Source organism: Helicobacter cetorum, from assembly GCF_900198405.1.
In the GTDB taxonomy this organism is placed as follows: domain Bacteria; phylum Campylobacterota; class Campylobacteria; order Campylobacterales; family Helicobacteraceae; genus Helicobacter; species Helicobacter cetorum_C.
Window position 1 is genome coordinate 13800 of the sequence record NZ_FZMR01000023.1, and the last position, 16062, is coordinate 29861.

At 34.9% G+C, this 16062-nt stretch carries 16 protein-coding genes; 5 read left to right on the forward strand and 11 right to left on the reverse strand.

What is annotated here, in order from left to right; translation table 11 throughout:
- Positions 1 to 2: 2 nt before the first annotated feature.
- From C6H25_RS06960 to fmt, 7 genes are all read right to left on the reverse strand, one after another.
- Positions 3 to 557: a F0F1 ATP synthase subunit delta gene (locus tag C6H25_RS06960; RefSeq protein ID WP_104748716.1), complete on the reverse strand. Its 555-nt coding sequence runs from the start codon at positions 555 to 557 to the stop codon at positions 3 to 5.
- Positions 558 to 559: 2 nt separating this feature from the next.
- The gene (locus C6H25_RS06965) at positions 560 to 1075 is read right to left on the reverse strand and encodes a F0F1 ATP synthase subunit B (RefSeq protein WP_233707355.1); all 516 of its coding nucleotides are present in this window, start codon (positions 1073 to 1075) and stop codon (positions 560 to 562) included.
- 13 nt (positions 1076 to 1088) lie between these two features.
- The gene (locus tag C6H25_RS06970) at positions 1089 to 1514 is read right to left on the reverse strand and encodes a FoF1 ATP synthase subunit B' (RefSeq protein WP_104748718.1); all 426 of its coding nucleotides are present in this window, start codon (positions 1512 to 1514) and stop codon (positions 1089 to 1091) included.
- Between the two features lie 111 nt (positions 1515 to 1625).
- Entirely contained in the window at positions 1626 to 2504 is an 879-nt protein-coding gene (locus C6H25_RS06975; RefSeq protein WP_104748719.1) for a ParB/RepB/Spo0J family partition protein, read from the reverse strand.
- The gene (locus tag C6H25_RS06980; protein ID WP_199768956.1) at positions 2504 to 3301 is read right to left on the reverse strand and encodes a ParA family protein; all 798 of its coding nucleotides are present in this window, start codon (positions 3299 to 3301) and stop codon (positions 2504 to 2506) included. The genes C6H25_RS06975 and C6H25_RS06980 overlap by 1 nt, the downstream gene beginning before the upstream one ends.
- 5 nt (positions 3302 to 3306) lie before the next feature.
- Positions 3307 to 3945 carry a biotin--[acetyl-CoA-carboxylase] ligase gene (locus C6H25_RS06985; protein ID WP_104748720.1) on the reverse strand — a complete coding sequence of 213 codons (639 nt, stop codon included), beginning with the start codon at positions 3943 to 3945 and terminating at the stop codon, positions 3307 to 3309.
- Positions 3942 to 4853 (reverse strand): methionyl-tRNA formyltransferase, encoded by a 912-nt coding sequence (gene fmt / locus C6H25_RS06990; protein ID WP_104748721.1) that lies wholly within the window; start codon positions 4851 to 4853, stop codon positions 3942 to 3944. The genes C6H25_RS06985 and fmt overlap by 4 nt, the downstream gene beginning before the upstream one ends.
- A 108-nt stretch (positions 4854 to 4961) precedes the next feature.
- On the opposite strand from fmt, the gene C6H25_RS06995 reads away from it, so the two are divergent.
- Positions 4962 to 5753 carry a glycosyltransferase family 2 protein gene (locus C6H25_RS06995; protein WP_104748722.1) on the forward strand — a complete coding sequence of 264 codons (792 nt, stop codon included), beginning with the start codon at positions 4962 to 4964 and terminating at the stop codon, positions 5751 to 5753.
- A gap of 4 nt (positions 5754 to 5757) precedes the next feature.
- Here the strand turns inward: C6H25_RS06995 and C6H25_RS07000 are convergent, their stop codons facing one another.
- From C6H25_RS07000 to C6H25_RS07020, 4 genes are read right to left on the reverse strand one after another with little or no spacing between them, the layout of a single operon-like run.
- Complete coding sequence (locus C6H25_RS07000) at positions 5758 to 8718, reverse strand: type I restriction endonuclease subunit R (RefSeq protein WP_104748723.1); 2961 nt, start codon at positions 8716 to 8718, stop codon at positions 5758 to 5760.
- Positions 8711 to 10588 (reverse strand): restriction endonuclease subunit S, encoded by a 1878-nt coding sequence (locus C6H25_RS09035; RefSeq protein ID WP_158653900.1) that lies wholly within the window; start codon positions 10586 to 10588, stop codon positions 8711 to 8713. Before C6H25_RS09035 ends, C6H25_RS07000 begins: the two co-directional genes overlap by 8 nt.
- On the reverse strand, positions 10585 to 11262 hold the full coding sequence (locus C6H25_RS08645; RefSeq protein WP_158653901.1) for a hypothetical protein: 678 nt from the start codon (positions 11260 to 11262) through the stop codon (positions 10585 to 10587). Before C6H25_RS08645 ends, C6H25_RS09035 begins: the two co-directional genes overlap by 4 nt.
- A 2-nt stretch (positions 11263 to 11264) precedes the next feature.
- Positions 11265 to 12896 carry a type I restriction-modification system subunit M gene (locus tag C6H25_RS07020; protein WP_104748725.1) on the reverse strand — a complete coding sequence of 544 codons (1632 nt, stop codon included), beginning with the start codon at positions 12894 to 12896 and terminating at the stop codon, positions 11265 to 11267.
- Positions 12897 to 13019: 123 nt separating this feature from the next.
- Here C6H25_RS07020 and C6H25_RS07025 point away from each other — a divergent pair, with 123 nt between their 5' ends.
- The 4 genes from C6H25_RS07025 to C6H25_RS07040 are packed head-to-tail and all read left to right on the forward strand — an operon-like array spanning position 13020 to position 15975.
- Entirely contained in the window at positions 13020 to 13673 is a 654-nt protein-coding gene (locus C6H25_RS07025) for an amino acid ABC transporter permease (RefSeq protein ID WP_104748726.1), read from the forward strand.
- 1 nt (position 13674) lies between these two features.
- On the forward strand, positions 13675 to 14346 hold the full coding sequence (locus tag C6H25_RS07030; protein WP_104748727.1) for an amino acid ABC transporter permease: 672 nt from the start codon (positions 13675 to 13677) through the stop codon (positions 14344 to 14346).
- Position 14347: 1 nt separating this feature from the next.
- Entirely contained in the window at positions 14348 to 15094 is a 747-nt protein-coding gene (locus C6H25_RS07035) for an amino acid ABC transporter ATP-binding protein (protein WP_104748728.1), read from the forward strand.
- A gap of 47 nt (positions 15095 to 15141) precedes the next feature.
- On the forward strand, positions 15142 to 15975 hold the full coding sequence (locus tag C6H25_RS07040) for a cysteine ABC transporter substrate-binding protein (RefSeq protein ID WP_104748729.1): 834 nt from the start codon (positions 15142 to 15144) through the stop codon (positions 15973 to 15975).
- The last annotated feature ends 87 nt before the right edge of the window (positions 15976 to 16062 follow it).

The following is a 16062-nucleotide window of genomic DNA, read 5'->3' on the forward strand; positions in this document are numbered from 1 at the left end:
ACTTAAATAGATTGGATTACTTGTTTTTCTAAGCGTTCTAAAACACTTTTTTTTGAAAAACCCATTTCTACGCCTAGGCTTGGCACACTCAAACGCACCCCATTTTCATTCAAAGATTCTTGTTTGATTTGCACAGGAGATTGAAAGCGTTTTTCAAGCTTTTGTTGCATAGCTACTAACTTATCTTGTGAGAGTTCGCCCTGCACAAATAAAGTAGCCTCTAAAGTCTTAACTCGCTCTAAATAAGGCGACATTTCCTCAGCTAACACGCTCAATGCCTTAAGTCTGTTATGCTTTAGCATAAGCTCTAAGAGAGGTTTGACAATAACAAGCGCTTTTGATGCAGTTATTTTCTCTGTTATTGCCATCAAAATATCTCTTTTTACCGCTAAAGGAGTGTATGAATTTAAAAGAATTTTTGCTAACTTAGAATCTTTTAAAATTTCTTGCAATTCTTTTAAAAAAGCAAGAATTTCTCCTAGTAAGTCCAAATTATCTTTGGTGTAATTTTTTATAGCCTTAGCATAATGCCTAGATATTGTCCTTAATTCCTCCATGTTTAAAGCCTTTTTTGTAAAATATTTGCGTATTCTTCTGAGCTAAACGCTACTCTTTTGCTCTCTTTTAAGTCTTTAAACACGCTTTCAACAAGCTCTTGTTTAGCCTTTCGCACTTCTAATTCCATTAAAGCCTTAGAATTTTTAATCAAATTCTCTACATCAATTTTGGTTTGTGCTTCATATTTTTGCGTGATAGTATAAGCCTCTTTATGCGCATCTGAAACAATCATTTCAGCTTGCTCTTTAGCTTTTTCTAATTCTTTAAGAAGTCTTTTTTTGCTCTCTTTGCTCGTTTTAAGCTGGAGTTGGATTTCTTCTAAACGCTTAGAGACTTGAGAACGCCTTTCTTGAAAAAACGCTCGCATTTTATGGGCTAAGAAATACCATAAAATCCCTACAAACAACAAGAAGTTTAACGAACGCTCTAAAATATCTGTTTGTGAAATATCCAAACTAGCCCCCCATAAAGGGCTTAAAGCCAAAAAAGTGCCTATTATCATTATTTTCTTATTCATTTTTTGATACCTATTACCCTACAACCATGCGTTTATTCAGCTCAGTCTCAAAAGTGGGTAAATGCCCCTTGAGTTGCTCTTTTAAGGCTTGTTTTTCATTTTCAAGCTGATTGCTAAAAACTGCAAATTCTTGTTCTAGTTCGCTCTCTTTTTGGGCTATGACCGCATCATAAGCCTCTGTAGCTTGCTTGTTAGCTTGAGCTAGAATCGCTTTGCGTTGTTCGCTCGCATTTTTAAGCAACTCTTCAATCTGCTTTTGAATGCTCTCGCTTTGCTTGTTATCAGAGTCGACCTTAGACGAACTGCTCTTAATTTCTGCCTCTCTATTATCCATAAATGCCAATAAAGGCTTATAGACCCACGCATTCATTGCCCATAGCAACAAAATAAACGCCACAAAAACGACCACCATTAAATAGGGGTTAACCGATATATTCATTGATACTTCTTTCCTAAAGTCCTATTGGTCAAAACAGAGTTTTCTATATGACAAAGATATTCTAAATATCTTAACAAAAATTAACTTAAAAACTTAAATTTTTGTATCAATTTAAGGCATTAATTTTTCTATAAGGGCTTTTAAGTCTGTTTTTTCACAACATTGCAAGACAATTTTATCTCCTTTAAAAGAAAGCTTAAGGTGGTATTTATTCTTTAACTCTTCTTCAAGATACCTCCATTGCTCCTTATTTATGCTAGAAAAAAAGGTTTGCTCCCTATTAAAATGCTTTGGTGCGTTTGGGGGCATTTGATTATCTTTCATATTACGCACTAAATCTTCAGTTTGGCGCACATTTAATCTCTGCCCCATGATAGAATTAAGAGCTAATTCTTGCTTATTTTCATCTAGTCCCACTAAAATTTTGGCATGACCAAAAGTGATTTTTTCTTCTAAAAGCGCTGTTTGAACCTGCTTAGAAAGTGCTAACAAACGCATGGTATTAGCCACATGGGCTCGAGATTTTTTCACAATTTGAGCGAGTTCATCTTGGGTCATTTGATAGCTTTCAAGCAATTCTTTATAAGATTTAGCTAATTCTAAAGGGTTTAAATCTTCTCGCTGAATATTTTCAATCAATGCGACTTCACGCATTTTTTCTTGCTCAATATCCACGATAATCGCTCTAATGGTAGGCATTTTAGCTAATTTGCTCGCCCTTAAACGCCTCTCTCCTGCAATGAGAATGTATCGCCCATTTTCACTAATGACTAATATGGGCTGTAATAGCCCATGTTCTTTGATAGATTGCGCTAATTCTTCAAGCGCCTCTTTAGCAAAAATCTTTCTAGGCTGATAGGGGTTAGTCATAATTTCATCAATTTCAAGCTCCACTACTCTATCAGCTCTATCTTGCAAACTCCTCTCATACGCCTCTGAGACCTCTGGCATAATATCGCCTAATCCCCTAAAACTCTTGTTCTTTGCCATTATTCCCCTTGTAATATGCTCTGGGCTAGTTTTTGATAAGCGATGCTACCATTAGATTTAATATCATACAATAAGATAGGCTTTCCAAAGCTAGGCGACTCGGCTAATCGCACACTTCTTGGAATAGTAATGTATTCATGCGTATCAGAGTCTCTAAAAAGCTCTGAACCAAAATGCTGAGACAAATCCGCCAACATTTGCTTAGAGAGATTAAGCTGTGGGGCATACATAGTGGGTAAAAAGCCTTTGATTTTAAGTCTAGGATTAGTGCTTTTTTGCAACATTTTAATCGTATTAAACAACTGCACCAACCCCTCAAACGCAAAAATCTCACACTGAACCGGAATAATCACAGAATGAGCCGCTGAAAGCGAATTAATAGTGAGTGGCCCTAGAGCAGGTGGAGAATCAATAATGATATAATCATAAAGTTCTGTTATATTCTCTAAAGCTTTTTTAAGCATAAATTCTCTGCAATTATCTTTTTCATCAGTATTGTCATAAAATATCTTTTCAAACCCGGCTAAGCCTAGATTTGAGGGGATTAAGTCTAGGAAATGAATCTGTGTTTTTAAAATCACTTGAGAGACTTGTTTACGCCCAATTAACACATGATAAATATCATAATCAATCTTATTACGCCTAAAACCTAGGCTCGTTGTTGCGTTAGACTGAGGGTCAAAATCAATCAGCAAGATTTTTTTTTCAAGCACCGCTAAAGATGCTGCTAAATTGACAGCGGTTGTAGTCTTGCCTACGCCCCCTTTTTGGTTGGCTATTGCGATGATTTCACTCATAATATTCACACCCTAACATGTGCTGTTCCTTTTATAGATATGCGACCATCTTCTAATAATACCGCATCTTTTAGGCTCATCACTTCGCCCAAATCAGTATGAAAATTAAAAGAGTAGTTTTTATGAAATTCTAACGCATACTTACTTAAAACTTCCCCCCAAAGAATTTTTTCTTCTATTTTTTCTAAAAAGCTCTCCATAATCAAATCATTACTCACGCCAATATCTAAACATGCTCTAGTTTGTGAAACCCTATTTAATCCAATGCCACACACTCGCGCTTCTTTACAAATACTAACTAGCACACCCCCAATTTTTTGAGCCCCCAAATACAAGTCATTAGGCCATTTGAGCCAAACGCTAGAACCTAGCTCTTTTAGGACTTCTTTAAATAAAAAACCCACATACAAAGCACTCGCTTGTATCGGTAAATCTTTAGGTAAATCTCCCGCCCTTAAAGCCAGCGAAAAAGTCAAAGCGCTTTCTACACTCTCCCAAGCATTCCCCCTACTACCTATCCCAGCACTTTGCTTTTTGGCTAAGACTAAAATGGGTGCTTTCACTCCGCCATTTTTAAGTTTTTCCAAAAGATAAGTTTGTGTGGAAGGCAAGCTCTCAAAAACTATTTTTTTATATTTTTTCATGCCAAAATATCGCCCACTTTTAAACGCTTGCCATTCAAATAATCCTTAGCCTTTAAAGGCTTTTTACCTACAGCTTGTAATTGAGCTATGCGCACACTACCTTTTAAACAGCCTACAAGGACACCCCTTTCATCAATTTCTAAAATCTCGCCTTCTTTATAACCCTTTTCATTTTCTACTAACTCTACTTCCAAAAGCTTAAGGTTATTTTCTAAAAAGATTTCTGGCCAAGTTTTAAAAGCAAGCGATTTTAAGAATAGGCTTTTAGCGTCTTTAAAACTCACTAAGCCATCAATTTTGGTGATTTTTTTACAAAAACTAGCGAGCGAATGCTCTTGGGGCTTTGGGGTAATTGAATGGAAATTTTTGAGCGTTGAGTGGAGTAAATTTGCCCCCCTATGAGCTAACTCTAAGCTCAGAGCATCCAAAGTCAAGTAGCTTTCTCTTTGAAAAGAAACGCTTTCTAAAATATCCCCACTATCCAAATCCAAATCCATAAGCATGGTGCTTATGCCATAAATCACATCATCATTGAGTATCATTTCATGAATGGGCGAAGCCCCCCTGTATTTGGGCAATAACGATGCATGCACATTAATACAAGGAGCGATTTCTAAAATCTCTTTAGGCAAAATTTTACCATAAGCCACCACCACAATAAAATCAGGCTTTAAATCTTTTAAAATCTGTGCTTCAGGCTCTTTTAAACTTTTGGGCTGAAAAATAGGAATATCCAAACGATTCTCTGTAATGTATGTTTTAGTCTCTGGGGCTTTCAATTCTTTTTTACGGCCAAAGGGTTTATCCATTTGAGTGAATAGCCCCACCACTTCTAGTTTTTTATCTTTAATCAACGCCCTTAAAATAACTTCAGCAAAACTAGGCGTTCCCATAAATACAATACGCATGCACAAACCTTTTTGATAATTTTTAATCATTATAAAATATTTGCTCTCTAATTGGTATAAAAAATTCTATAATGCTCTTTCAATCCTTAAGCATAAAAGTGATACAACATGACCACTAGCCTTATTATTACCACTTATAACAAAGAAAATTACTTAAAGCTCGTGCTAGATTCTGCGTTGCGACTAGCTTTATTGCCTAATGAAATCATTATCGCTGATGATGGGAGCAAAGAGCCAACCAAAATTCTCATTGAAAACTATCAAAAAATCTTTAAAAAACTAGGCGTTAATCTCAAGCACGCCTACCAAGAAGATTTAGGCTTTAGAGCTGCTAAAAGCAGAAATAATGCCGTGAGTTTAAGCGTAAGCGAATACATCATTCTCACTGATACTGATATGATTTTACACCCCTATTTTATCCAAGACCATCTCAATTTCGCTCAAGAAAAAACGCTCTTGCAAGGCTCACGAGTCATTTTAACCCCCAAAGAAACTAACAATATCTTAAACGCCAATGATTATGAACTAGCCCTTAAAAAACGCTCTTTTAAAAACTTACGCCTCCCTTTACTCTCACAATTCATTCATAACACCTCACGCACCACAAAGCAAGCGTTATTAAAAACCCCCTTACTTTCTGGGATTAGGAGTGCAAACATGAGTTTTTTTAAAAAAGATTTTGACGCTATTCAAGGTTTTAATGAAAATTTTGTTGGCTGGGGGCGAGAAGATAGCGAGTTTGTAGCGCGCTTTTTATTTAACGATAATATCTTAAGGCGTTTAAAATTCAGTGCTTTAGCCTATCATCTATTCCATGAAGAAAATTCTCGTGCCCTACTTGCAAGCAACCACCAGCTTTACTTAGATGTTTTAAAAGCCAAAAACCCCCTATGGCATTAATGGCTTATTTTAAAAAATCTTTGTTATAAAAATCAAAATACGCTTGCAGAGCCTCTTTCACCGCCTTTTTAGTGCTTGCGTAATCTGCATCAAAAAAATCCGCATTAAAAATCTTGCCAAATTTAGCCCCTAAAAACGAAATAGAGCGGTTATTAAACGCCTTGTTAATAAAATCCTTTGTTTCATCGCTTTTTAAATGGTATCGCTTGATAATCTCTTCTAATTCTTTCTCTTTTTTATGCTGAATAAATTCTTCAAACGCCATAATAATATCGCTAGGCTTTTCTTTCTCAAAACGCTTGAAAAACTCTTCTAACAAGCCCTTAATTTCTCTAGCGCTAGGGGCTTTATTCACTTGCTCATTAATCTCTTGTGCTGGAACACCTTTTTGAAACAATTCTAAAATATATTTTACGCTCACTTCAATGACTTTTAATAATTCTAAAGCGTAGTCTTGCTCATCAATATCATTAGAATTGGTCGTCTCAGAGCTATTTTTGCTCGCGCTATTATCGGCATTATCCCTATTATCGCTACCATTAGCTTGACTTTTCAAATCATCTTTAAAATCTTGGTAATAGCTCCCATAATCTTGCAACGCCCTCTCATCAATAATCCTATCTTTTTCAAATTGGCTAAAATACCTTAAAGCGTTATCCAACCTCAACAATTCGTTAAAAGCTCTCATAAAAGCTTTTTTCTGCTCTATTGTTTCTAAACCTTTCAAGAAATTGAGTTCAAACTCTTTTTGAAATTTCTCAACGCAGTTTTGGTATTTTTCAAGGCCTTCATTATAATGGCTTATAACCACTTCTTTATGATTGTCTAGACTATACAGCTTTAGCGCATCATTCAAATTATTTTCTAAATTTCTAAAACTTACAATATTTCCATGCGATTTTTGAGGGTTATAAATCCTATTGGTCCTACTAAACGCTTGGATTAGCCCATGCTCTTTGAGATTTTTATCCACCCATAGCGTATTAAGACTAGGCGCATCAAAGCCGGTCAAAAACATGTTCACTACAATGAGTAAATCAATTTCTTTCTTTTTCATTCTAGAAGAAATGTCTTTATAATACCCCTCAAAATCACGATTGATACGAAAATTCGTATGAAACTTTTCATTATAGTGATTGATAGCCCTACTTAAAAATTCCTTATCATCAGGGTCTAGCCCCTTAGCATCTTCATTATTTTCTTCCTCTTCATCGCTCTTGCTTGCGCTACTATAAATCAAAGCGATTTTCAAATCATGCGAAATGCTTTGAAAACTCTCATAATATTTTCTCGCCATGCTAATACTTTCAGTCGCTAAAATAGAATTAAACTCACGCTGTTTTGTCTTAGTATTAAATTGATGGATAATTTCTTTTGCAATCGTATCAATACGCTTAGGGTTTAAACTCTCAAGCTTGTCTAATTTATCATTATCTTTATAGTAATCCACCATAAACTTTAGCACCGTTTCATTCTCAATCGCATGAACAATCGTGTATTGGTGCAAGCACTCGCCAAAGACATAATCAGTAGAAAGCTCAATGCTTTTATTTTCTTTAGCGTTTGGGTTATCTAGCAATCTATTCTTTTCCTCTTGGCTAAGAATAGGTGTGCCGGTAAAACCATACAAATGATAGTTTTTAAAATTTTCAGTAATATTTTGGTGCATAGTGCCAAACTGCGAGCGGTGGCATTCATCAAAGATAAAAACCACCTCTTTTTGGTAATAACTCTCTGTATCCTTACCTTTTTTATCCTTATCAATCATGCGGTTAAGTTTTTGAATCGTAGTGATGATAATCTTATCCTGCTCTTTAGAGCTTTTTAGCTTTTCTTTCAAATCCGCACCATTATTAGTGCTAGTAACACAACCTTTTTGAAATTTATTGTATTCTTGTATCGTTTGGTGGTCTAAATCCTTTCTATCCACTACAAACAGAATTTTTTCAATCCTTTCAAAGCTTTTTAATAATATTGCTGTTTTAAAAGAAGTGAGCGTCTTACCACTCCCTGTAGAATGCCAGATATAGCCCCTAGACTTACATTTTTCTTTACTCTCTAAATTCCTATAAATCTTTTGTAAAATCTCTTCGCACGCTTTGACTTGATAAGGACGCATAATCAGTAGTTCATCATTAGCGTTAAACACGCTATAAAAAAAGAGTATTTTTAAAAGCGTGTCTTTATTTAAAAAAGTGGGGGTAAAGTCCTCTAAATCTAGCCATGCCTTATTATCCTTATTAGCCCAATGGATTTTAAACACGCTTTCAGATTTAAACGCTTTCTTTTGATTTTTGGTTTCATTTTTTTGAAGGAGTTTTTTAAAAAACGCGCTATTAGGGTAGTAATAGCTTAGCGTGCCATTAGATGCGATAAACATTTGGATAAATTCTAATAGATTCCCCCTTAGCCCCTCTTCTTTGTATCTTTCCAACTGCTCTATCGCCTCATTAATGCTAACGCCCCTTTTTTTCAGCTCTATATGCACTAACGGCAATCCATTGACTAAAATCTGCACATCATAGCGGTTATCCTTACTTTTATATTGGTTCATCACTTGCAAATGATTCTTGCTTAAATCGCTTTTATCAAAGAGTTGGAGCGTTTTTGTCTCTTTATTATCAAACTCAAAATTAAAACACCAATCCCTTTGTGCGCGCCTTGTTCTATCTGTATAGCCCTCGCCATTAAGCTCATCATTAAGCAATCTTTTAAACTCGTTTTCACTCAAAGTGATATTATTCAATCTCTCAAATTGGTTTTTAAAATTCTGTTTTAATTCTTGCTCGTTTTTGGGCTTGATTTTTTCATAGCCTAAGCTCTCTAAATCTTTGATAAGCGTTTCTTCTAGTTCTCCCTCGCTTTGCTTATCACTCTTTCTTGCTCTAGGCTCATGTTCTACAAAAGCACTCACACAAGTTAAAGGGCTTTCTAAAATGACTTTTTGTTGGTTGGTTTTAGACATGTTCTTCCTTTTGATAAGTAGTGAAATCTAATAGGGCGTCTCTATAATAGGTGTATTGTTTTTCTCTTAGCGTTAATTCTTTTTCTATAAGAGCGATAAGACCTTTGGTGTTATCATTAAAAGCGTCTAAAATCTCTACGATTTTTTCTTGGATTTCTAGGGGCGGAATGGGGATTTTGATTAAAGAATAATTTTGTAGCCATTGTCGTTGATGGTCTTCTGTTTTGGGCTTATAAGAAATCGTTTGCATGGCATAGTAGATAAATCTAATATCAAAATTTTCTTTAGCCTTAAGTATTTTTAAAGCACTAGATTTAACTTTAAAATCAAAATCTACCCACTGAAAGCTAGTCGTAAAGTCATCAAAGATAATTACGGGGTTATTTTTGTTAGCTATATAAATTCCGCTTGTTTCATTTGTATAACCTAAAATAAAAGTTTTTCCTGCAGTTAAAACCGGTATTTTATAATCATTACCATATTCTGCCTTTTTAACTAAATATTTTGTGGGCTGTTCATAGGCTAAAACTTCCCCAAGCGGTTTAAATTCCACCCCATTAAATAGGGCGTTTAAAAGGGTATTCAAACTTATTTTATCGCTTAGGATATGCGAAATTTTTTCTAAATTTTTACGACTATAAAACGCTTTGAACTTAAGGGGGGTTTTAAATTTTTGAAGTAAAATTTCATTGCGTCCCTTTTCTGTAAGGATTAGGGACACATCTCTACAAAAAGGACTTGTCATGCAAAAACATGATTTGTCTTGGCGTTCATTATACTTTAATTTTTCCTTTTTAGGGTTTAAATTAGAGTTTAAGATTGAGCGTTGAGCTTTAGCTCCCAAATTTTTGGGGGCGTCCTTTTTGAGAGAATAAATCATCAAATCTTTTAAATGATTTTCATCAGCACTTAAAGCATGCCATGATTGTATCTTAAGGGGGGTTTTAGCGTGTTTAGATAGAATTTCACTCTGCCCCTTCTCGTTAAGATTAGGGGCAAACATTTGCCTAAAAGGACTTATAATGGAAAAACCATTTAATAAGTCTTGGCGTTCATTATACTTTAATTTTTCCTTTTTAGGGTTTAAATTAGAGTTTAAGATTGAGCGTTGAGCTTTAGCTCCCAAATTTTTGGGGGCGTCCTTTAAGGCAAGATTTTCTGAATGCTTTAAAATTTCCTCTTTTAATAACGCTTTTAAAATATAATCTTTTAAATAGTGTTTTTTAATATCACTAAAATCACACAAACTATCTCTGTAATAAGCGTATTGCTCGCCCCGCTTTTTAAGTTCTGTTTTAAGTTCTGTTTTAAGTTCTGTAAAAGCGTCTAAAATCTCTACGATTTTTTCTTGGATTTCTAGGGGCGGAATGGGGATTTTTAGGTTTTTAAAATTACTCATAAGCAAATTAGTTTGTGCGCTACCAAACGAGTGATTGCAATATTGTTTTTTTAGCCAACTAGACATCAAAAGATAGTATAAAAAATAAGGCTTAATCAAATTTGTATTTGGCTTAATAGAATAAATTGCCTCATTAATAGCATAATTTTTAGGCTCTTCATTAATGACAAAGCACTCCCCTATTGTGCCTTTTGCAGAAAATAAAATATCATTCACTTCTAAATTAGCCCGCTTATTGCAAAGTATTAGGGCTTCATCATTAATTTTATTTGTTTTATCATCTATTACAAGTTTTCCATTTTTTAATTCACGAATTGTAATAAAAAAATTCGTTGCGTCTTTTGTATTAAATTTAAAAAAATTTCTTGGATTAAGACCTGTTTTTAACGATAAAACGACTTCCCCAAGCGGTTTAAATTCCACCCCATGCGGACAACACTTTTTTAAAAGCTTTTCTAGGTAGTGTTTCATGCAAGTCCCCTATGCTTTAAAACACTCAAAATGCTTTGCTTGGGGGTTAAAATTTCTTGCTGTCTTTTAAAAGCTTTTAAGGCGTTTAAAAAAGGGGTTTCTTGGTTTTCTAAAGTTTGAAAAAATCTAATCTTAAGAGAGGTTTTAAGGTTTTTAGATAGAATGTTATCTCGCCCTAGTTTTTTGCTAGGGCGTATCCCAACTACTAAGGAATTTATCATGCACAAACATGGTAAAAAACCTTGGCGTTCATTATACTTTAAATTCTGTTTATTCGGGTTAAAAGTAGTCTTAAAAATAAAACGCTGAAAGGTTTCCCCCATTTTTTGGGGGTTCTTTAAAGTGGGGACTTTTTCAAAAAAATTAGCCGAATTTGAGTTTCGTTGGAAATCATTTTTATTACCCTTTAAAACATGCCATGATTGTATCTTAAGAGAGATTTTAAATTTTTGAAGTAAAATTTCATCTCGCCCCTTCTCGTTAAGATTAGGGGCGTATTCCCGAATAAAAGGATACCTCATGGCAAAGCCACGAAGTAAGCCTTGGCGTTCATTATACTTTAATTTTTCCTTTTTAGGGTTTAAATTAGAGTTTAAGATTGAGCGTTGAGCTTTAGCTCCCAAATCTTTGGGGGCGTCCTTTATCGTGGAATAATGCCTTAATATAAAACGCATGCTTAATGCCCCCTTTCAAGCTCACTGATGAGATTATCCAAAAACGAGCGTTTTAAATCTTGTGTTTTAACAATTTCTTCTAGCTCTAAATTTAAAGCCTTGATATTGATTACCTCTTGTTCTTCTAAGCTGCTTGGCACGCTTAGGTTATAGCCGTTTTCTTGTAATTCTTCTTTGGTTTTAATATAGCAAAAATTAGGAATGTTCTCACGCTTTAAATACGCCTCTAAAATCTGGTCTATATGCGTTTCTTTCAGTTGGTTGGTGGCATTCTCTCTTTCATAAAGCTTGGTCGCATCAATAAGTAGAATGCTATCATTATTTTTATTTTCTTTATTCGTTCGTAAGATTAAAATAGATGCAGGAATGGTAGTGCCAAAGAATAAATCTTTTGGCAGAGCTATCACGCAATCTACAAAGTTGTTGTCAACCAAGTATTCTCTGATTTTTTTCTCACTATTACTACGATATAACGCTCCATTAGCAATGACGCTCGCACATATGCCATATTGCGATAATAAATCGCACATATGCAGAATAAAGGCTAAGTCCGCATATCCTTTAGGGGCTAGTTTGCCAGCCACTCTAAAACGCTCATCTTGTTCTAAGATTTTCTCTTGGTCTTCATACCACCCATTTGGCATGTCCTTGCCATAGCTAAAGGGTGGGTTAGATACAATCACATCAAAGCCATGCTCTATATCGCCCTCTTTTTGATGCTTGGGTTCTAAGAGGGTGTTAGCGCACCGAATGTTAAAATTCTCATAATCCACTCCGTGCAAGAACATGTTCATGCGGGCTAAATCGTAGTTGAGCGGATTTTTTTCTTGCCCATAGAATTGATAGGAATAATTGTTTCTAGCGAATTGCAAAAGCAAAGAGCCAGAGCCACAGCATGGGTCATAAACGCTAATGGGATTTTTATTTTCAAAATGAGGGGTTCTATCTAAATGCGCATGCGTGATTTTATAGAGTAAGCGCGAGACGCTTTGAGGGGTGAAAAACTCACCCCCACTCTTGCCCCCCTCTTTAGCGTAATAGTTGATAAGATATTCATAAGCATCGCCTAAAATATCAATATTAAAGGAGTCAAAATCATTAAGTTCTTCAATGATTTTAATAAGGGTTTCAATGCTATGGTTTTGACTCTCTAAATTGGCTTGCTTGCTGTTAGGGTCATTAGTCTCCCCAATCTCACCTAAAGAAACTTTTCTAAATAAGCCTAAAAAATGCCTTGCTACAAAACTATCGCTCTCTAGTTCAAGCGTGTTTAAAGGGTCTTCAATCTGCTTGAAAATTTGGTCTAAATACAAGCCTAAAGACGCTTTTTTACTCTTCTTAAAAGAGTTTAAAACATTGCAAAATAATTGGCTAGGATAAATGAATAAGCCTTTTTCTTGTATGATTTCTACGATATTTTCTTTTGAAATCTTTTTAAGGATTTCTTCATCGCTAAAATCTTTGTATTTTTGGTGTGCTTTGGTGCGTGAATCTAAAAAATCGCTGAAATCTTGTGAAAGGTAGTAGTATAAAATCAGCCCTAAAACATGCTCTTTGGAATAGTCTGTAGCTCGTATAGCGCCTAGCGTTTTCCATAATTTAGCGTGTAATTTCTCTCGTTGCTCTGCTAACATTCTATAAAGTCCTAAATAAGCGCTTAAAACGCTAAGATTGTATCTAAAAACCTTTAATTTAAAGAAGTTTAAATTTTTAAGATAGAATAGCAGAATTTTTTTATCAAAGGCTTTAAAATAAGAATGACATTAGACTGGGCTTTTATGTTGCACTCTATCCCTGCGTTTCTCAAAGGTTTAGAACTCACGCTTTACATTTCTTTCTTAGGGGTTTTCTTGGCTCTTATTGTAGGGTTTTTATGCGCTATTGTTTTATATTTCAAAACACGCTTTGTATTTCCTATTGTTTATATATATGGCGAAATTGCAAGAAACACACCCCTATTAATCCAGCTTTTCTTTTTATATTATGGACTGAATGAAATCGGTTTGAGTGCTTTAGAATGTGCTATCCTAGCGTTAGGATTCTTAGGTGGGGGGTATATGAGTCAAAGTTTTTTGCTTGGGTTTAAAAGCTTAGCCCCTATCCAAAAAGAGAGTGCTTTGAGCTTAGGGCTTAGCCCTTTGAAGCTTATGTATTACATTATTTTACCCCAAAGTTTAAGCGTTTCTATGCCTTCAATTGGGGCAAATGTGATTTTTTTACTCAAAGAGACTTCTGTAGTGGGTGCGATAGCTCTCACAGACATTATGTTCGTAGCGAAAGATTTTATTGGCATTTATTATAAGACTACTGAAAGTCTTTTGATGCTTAGTTTGACTTATTTAATCGCCCTACTTCCTTTGAGTGTTTTGTTTATCGTTTTGGAGCGTTCTTTTAAAAAGAAGGTAGCTTAAAATGGAAGTGTTATTTGAGCTAGACAATCTTAAGCGTTTGCTAGAGGGGCTTAAGATAACCCTTTTCATTGCGTTAAGCTCTATTATTTTTTCGGTGTTTTTAGGGGTGCTTTTAGGAAGCTTAATGGCGTTTGGCTCTAGAGTTTTAGTTGTTGTGTGTCGTGTGTATTTGGAAAGCGTGCGTATCATTCCCCTTTTAGCATGGCTATTTATTGTGTATTTTGGATTAGCAAGCTTACTCAATGTGCATATTAGTGCTGTTTTAGCAAGCATTATCGTTTTTAGTTTATGGGGCTGTGCAGAAATGATGGATTTGACTAGGGGAGCTTTGACTTCTGTTAGCAAACACCAAGTAGAAAGTGCGTTAGCATTAGGAATGGATTCAAAAATGATTGTTTTTAGCATTATTTTCCCACAAAGCTTTTTGTCTTTATTGCCATCAGGTCTTAATTTATTCACACGCATGATTAAAACTACCGCTTTAGTCTCTCTTATTGGAGCGATTGATTTGTTAAAGGTGGGACAGCAAATCATAGAGCTTAATCTCTTACGCATGCCTAATGCAAGTTTTGTAGTCTATGGAGTGATTTTAATGCTTTATTTTAGTTTATGCTATAGTTTGAGCCTATATAGTTCCTATTTGGAAAAAAAATTTCAATACATTAGGGGATAAGATGAGCGTGATTTTAGAAACCAAAGGGCTAAAAAAAACTTATCAAAACCATTTGGTTTTAGACGGCATTAATTTCACTTTAAAAAAGGGCGAAGTAGCCGTGATTTTAGGACCTAGTGGATGCGGAAAAAGCACTTTTTTAAGGTGTCTGAATGGGCTTGAAAAAATTGATGCAGGCGAAATTATTTTTGAAAAAAACAATATCAATACCCCCACAACCAACTGGAGTGAATTACGCCAAAAAATAGGCATGGTATTTCAAAATTATGAGTTGTTTCCGCATTTAAATGTCCTAGATAATATCTTACTCGCCCCTTTAAAGGTGCAAAAACGCCAAAAAGATGAAGTTACATCTCAAGCTATAGAGCTTTTAAAGCGAGTGGGTTTAGAACACAAGCAAAAAGCTTATCCTAAAGAGTTAAGCGGTGGGCAAAAGCAACGAGTAGCCATTGTGCGTTCTTTATGCATGCAGCCAAAAATCATGCTTTTTGATGAAGTAACCGCTTCCTTAGACCCTGAAATGGTAAAAGAAGTTTTAGAAGTGATTTTAGAATTAGCTAATACAGGCATGAGCATGGTTATTGTTACGCATGAAATGAAATTTGCTCAAAGAATCGCTAAAAAAATCGTATTTTTTGATAGTGGTAAAATCGCTGAAGAAAGTAGTGCAAAAGAGTTTTTTAATAACCCTAAGTCTCAAAGAGCACAAAAATTTTTAGAAACTTTTCATTTTTTAGGGAGCTGTTAAATAAAGTTTGCTAAAAAGATTACTTTAGTTTCAAAAAAGGATTGTTTATGCTAACAAATGGACTTTTTAAAATGTGGGGGCTATTCTTAGTTTTAATCGCATTAATTTTTAGTGCATGTTCTGATAACCAAAAAGAAAAGCAAGATGCTTTAGAAATCATTCAACAAAGAGGGGTTTTAAAAGTGGGAGTTTTTAGCGATAAACCCCCTTTTGGCTTTGTAGATTCTAAGGGAAAATATCAGGGTTTTGATGTGGTTATTGCTAAACGCATGGCTCTTGATTTATTTGGCGATGAAAATAAAATAGAGTTTATTCCCGTAGAAGCGTCAGCTAGAGTGGAATTTTTAAAAGCTAATAAAGTAGATATTATTATGGCAAATTTCACACACACCAAAGAGAGAGAAGAGGTAGTGGATTTTGCTAAGCCGTATATGAAAGTCGCTTTGGGCGTTGTATCTAAAGATGGGGTGATTAAAGATGTAGAAGATTTGAAAGATAAAACGCTCATTGTAAATAAAGGCACGACAGCGGATTTCTACTTCACCAAGAATTATCCTAGTGTTAAACTTTTGAAATTTGAGCAAAACACTGAGACTTTCTTAGCTCTTTTAAAAGACAAGGCTATCGCCCTAGCCCATGATAACACCCTATTATTTGCTTGGGCAAAACAACACCCTGAATTTAAGGTAGGTATTACAAGCCTTGGCGATAATGATGTGATTGCTCCAGCGATTAAAAAAGGCAATCCTAAGCTTTTAGAATGGCTTAATAATGAAATTGATGCTCTCATTTCTAGCGATTTTTTAGAAGAGGCTTATAAAGAGACTTTAGAGCCTGTTTATGGAGATGAAATTAAGCCTGAAGAAATTATTTTTGATTAAGCTTTAATTTATTTATGCTTAGCTTTTGCTAAAAGCCTTATTTTTTAATTTGTGATAGAATTATCTCAAGTTAAATCAAGGGAACAA

What these genes read in the sequence shown, in the direction of transcription:
- C6H25_RS06985 (WP_104748720.1), bottom strand. Translation starts at nt 3,945, where the DNA reads ATGAAAAAATATAAAAAAATAGTTTTTGAGAGCTTGCCTTCCACACAA.
- C6H25_RS06960 (WP_104748716.1), bottom strand. Translation starts at nt 557, where the DNA reads ATGGAGGAATTAAGGACAATATCTAGGCATTATGCTAAGGCTATAAAA.
- C6H25_RS07020 (WP_104748725.1), bottom strand. Translation starts at nt 12,896, where the DNA reads ATGTTAGCAGAGCAACGAGAGAAATTACACGCTAAATTATGGAAAACG.
- C6H25_RS06970 (WP_104748718.1), bottom strand. Translation starts at nt 1,514, where the DNA reads ATGAATATATCGGTTAACCCCTATTTAATGGTGGTCGTTTTTGTGGCG.
- C6H25_RS06980 (WP_199768956.1), bottom strand. Translation starts at nt 3,301, where the DNA reads ATGAGTGAAATCATCGCAATAGCCAACCAAAAAGGGGGCGTAGGCAAG.
- C6H25_RS09035 (WP_158653900.1), bottom strand. Translation starts at nt 10,588, where the DNA reads ATGAAACACTACCTAGAAAAGCTTTTAAAAAAGTGTTGTCCGCATGGG.
- C6H25_RS07040 (WP_104748729.1), top strand. Translation starts at nt 15,142, where the DNA reads ATGCTAACAAATGGACTTTTTAAAATGTGGGGGCTATTCTTAGTTTTA.
- C6H25_RS07025 (WP_104748726.1), top strand. Translation starts at nt 13,020, where the DNA reads ATGACATTAGACTGGGCTTTTATGTTGCACTCTATCCCTGCGTTTCTC.
- C6H25_RS08645 (WP_158653901.1), bottom strand. Translation starts at nt 11,262, where the DNA reads ATGCGTTTTATATTAAGGCATTATTCCACGATAAAGGACGCCCCCAAA.
- C6H25_RS07030 (WP_104748727.1), top strand. Translation starts at nt 13,675, where the DNA reads ATGGAAGTGTTATTTGAGCTAGACAATCTTAAGCGTTTGCTAGAGGGG.
- C6H25_RS06975 (WP_104748719.1), bottom strand. Translation starts at nt 2,504, where the DNA reads ATGGCAAAGAACAAGAGTTTTAGGGGATTAGGCGATATTATGCCAGAG.
- C6H25_RS06965 (WP_233707355.1), bottom strand. Translation starts at nt 1,075, where the DNA reads ATGAATAAGAAAATAATGATAATAGGCACTTTTTTGGCTTTAAGCCCT.
- C6H25_RS07035 (WP_104748728.1), top strand. Translation starts at nt 14,348, where the DNA reads ATGAGCGTGATTTTAGAAACCAAAGGGCTAAAAAAAACTTATCAAAAC.
- C6H25_RS07000 (WP_104748723.1), bottom strand. Translation starts at nt 8,718, where the DNA reads ATGTCTAAAACCAACCAACAAAAAGTCATTTTAGAAAGCCCTTTAACT.
- fmt (WP_104748721.1), bottom strand. Translation starts at nt 4,853, where the DNA reads ATGCGTATTGTATTTATGGGAACGCCTAGTTTTGCTGAAGTTATTTTA.
- C6H25_RS06995 (WP_104748722.1), top strand. Translation starts at nt 4,962, where the DNA reads ATGACCACTAGCCTTATTATTACCACTTATAACAAAGAAAATTACTTA.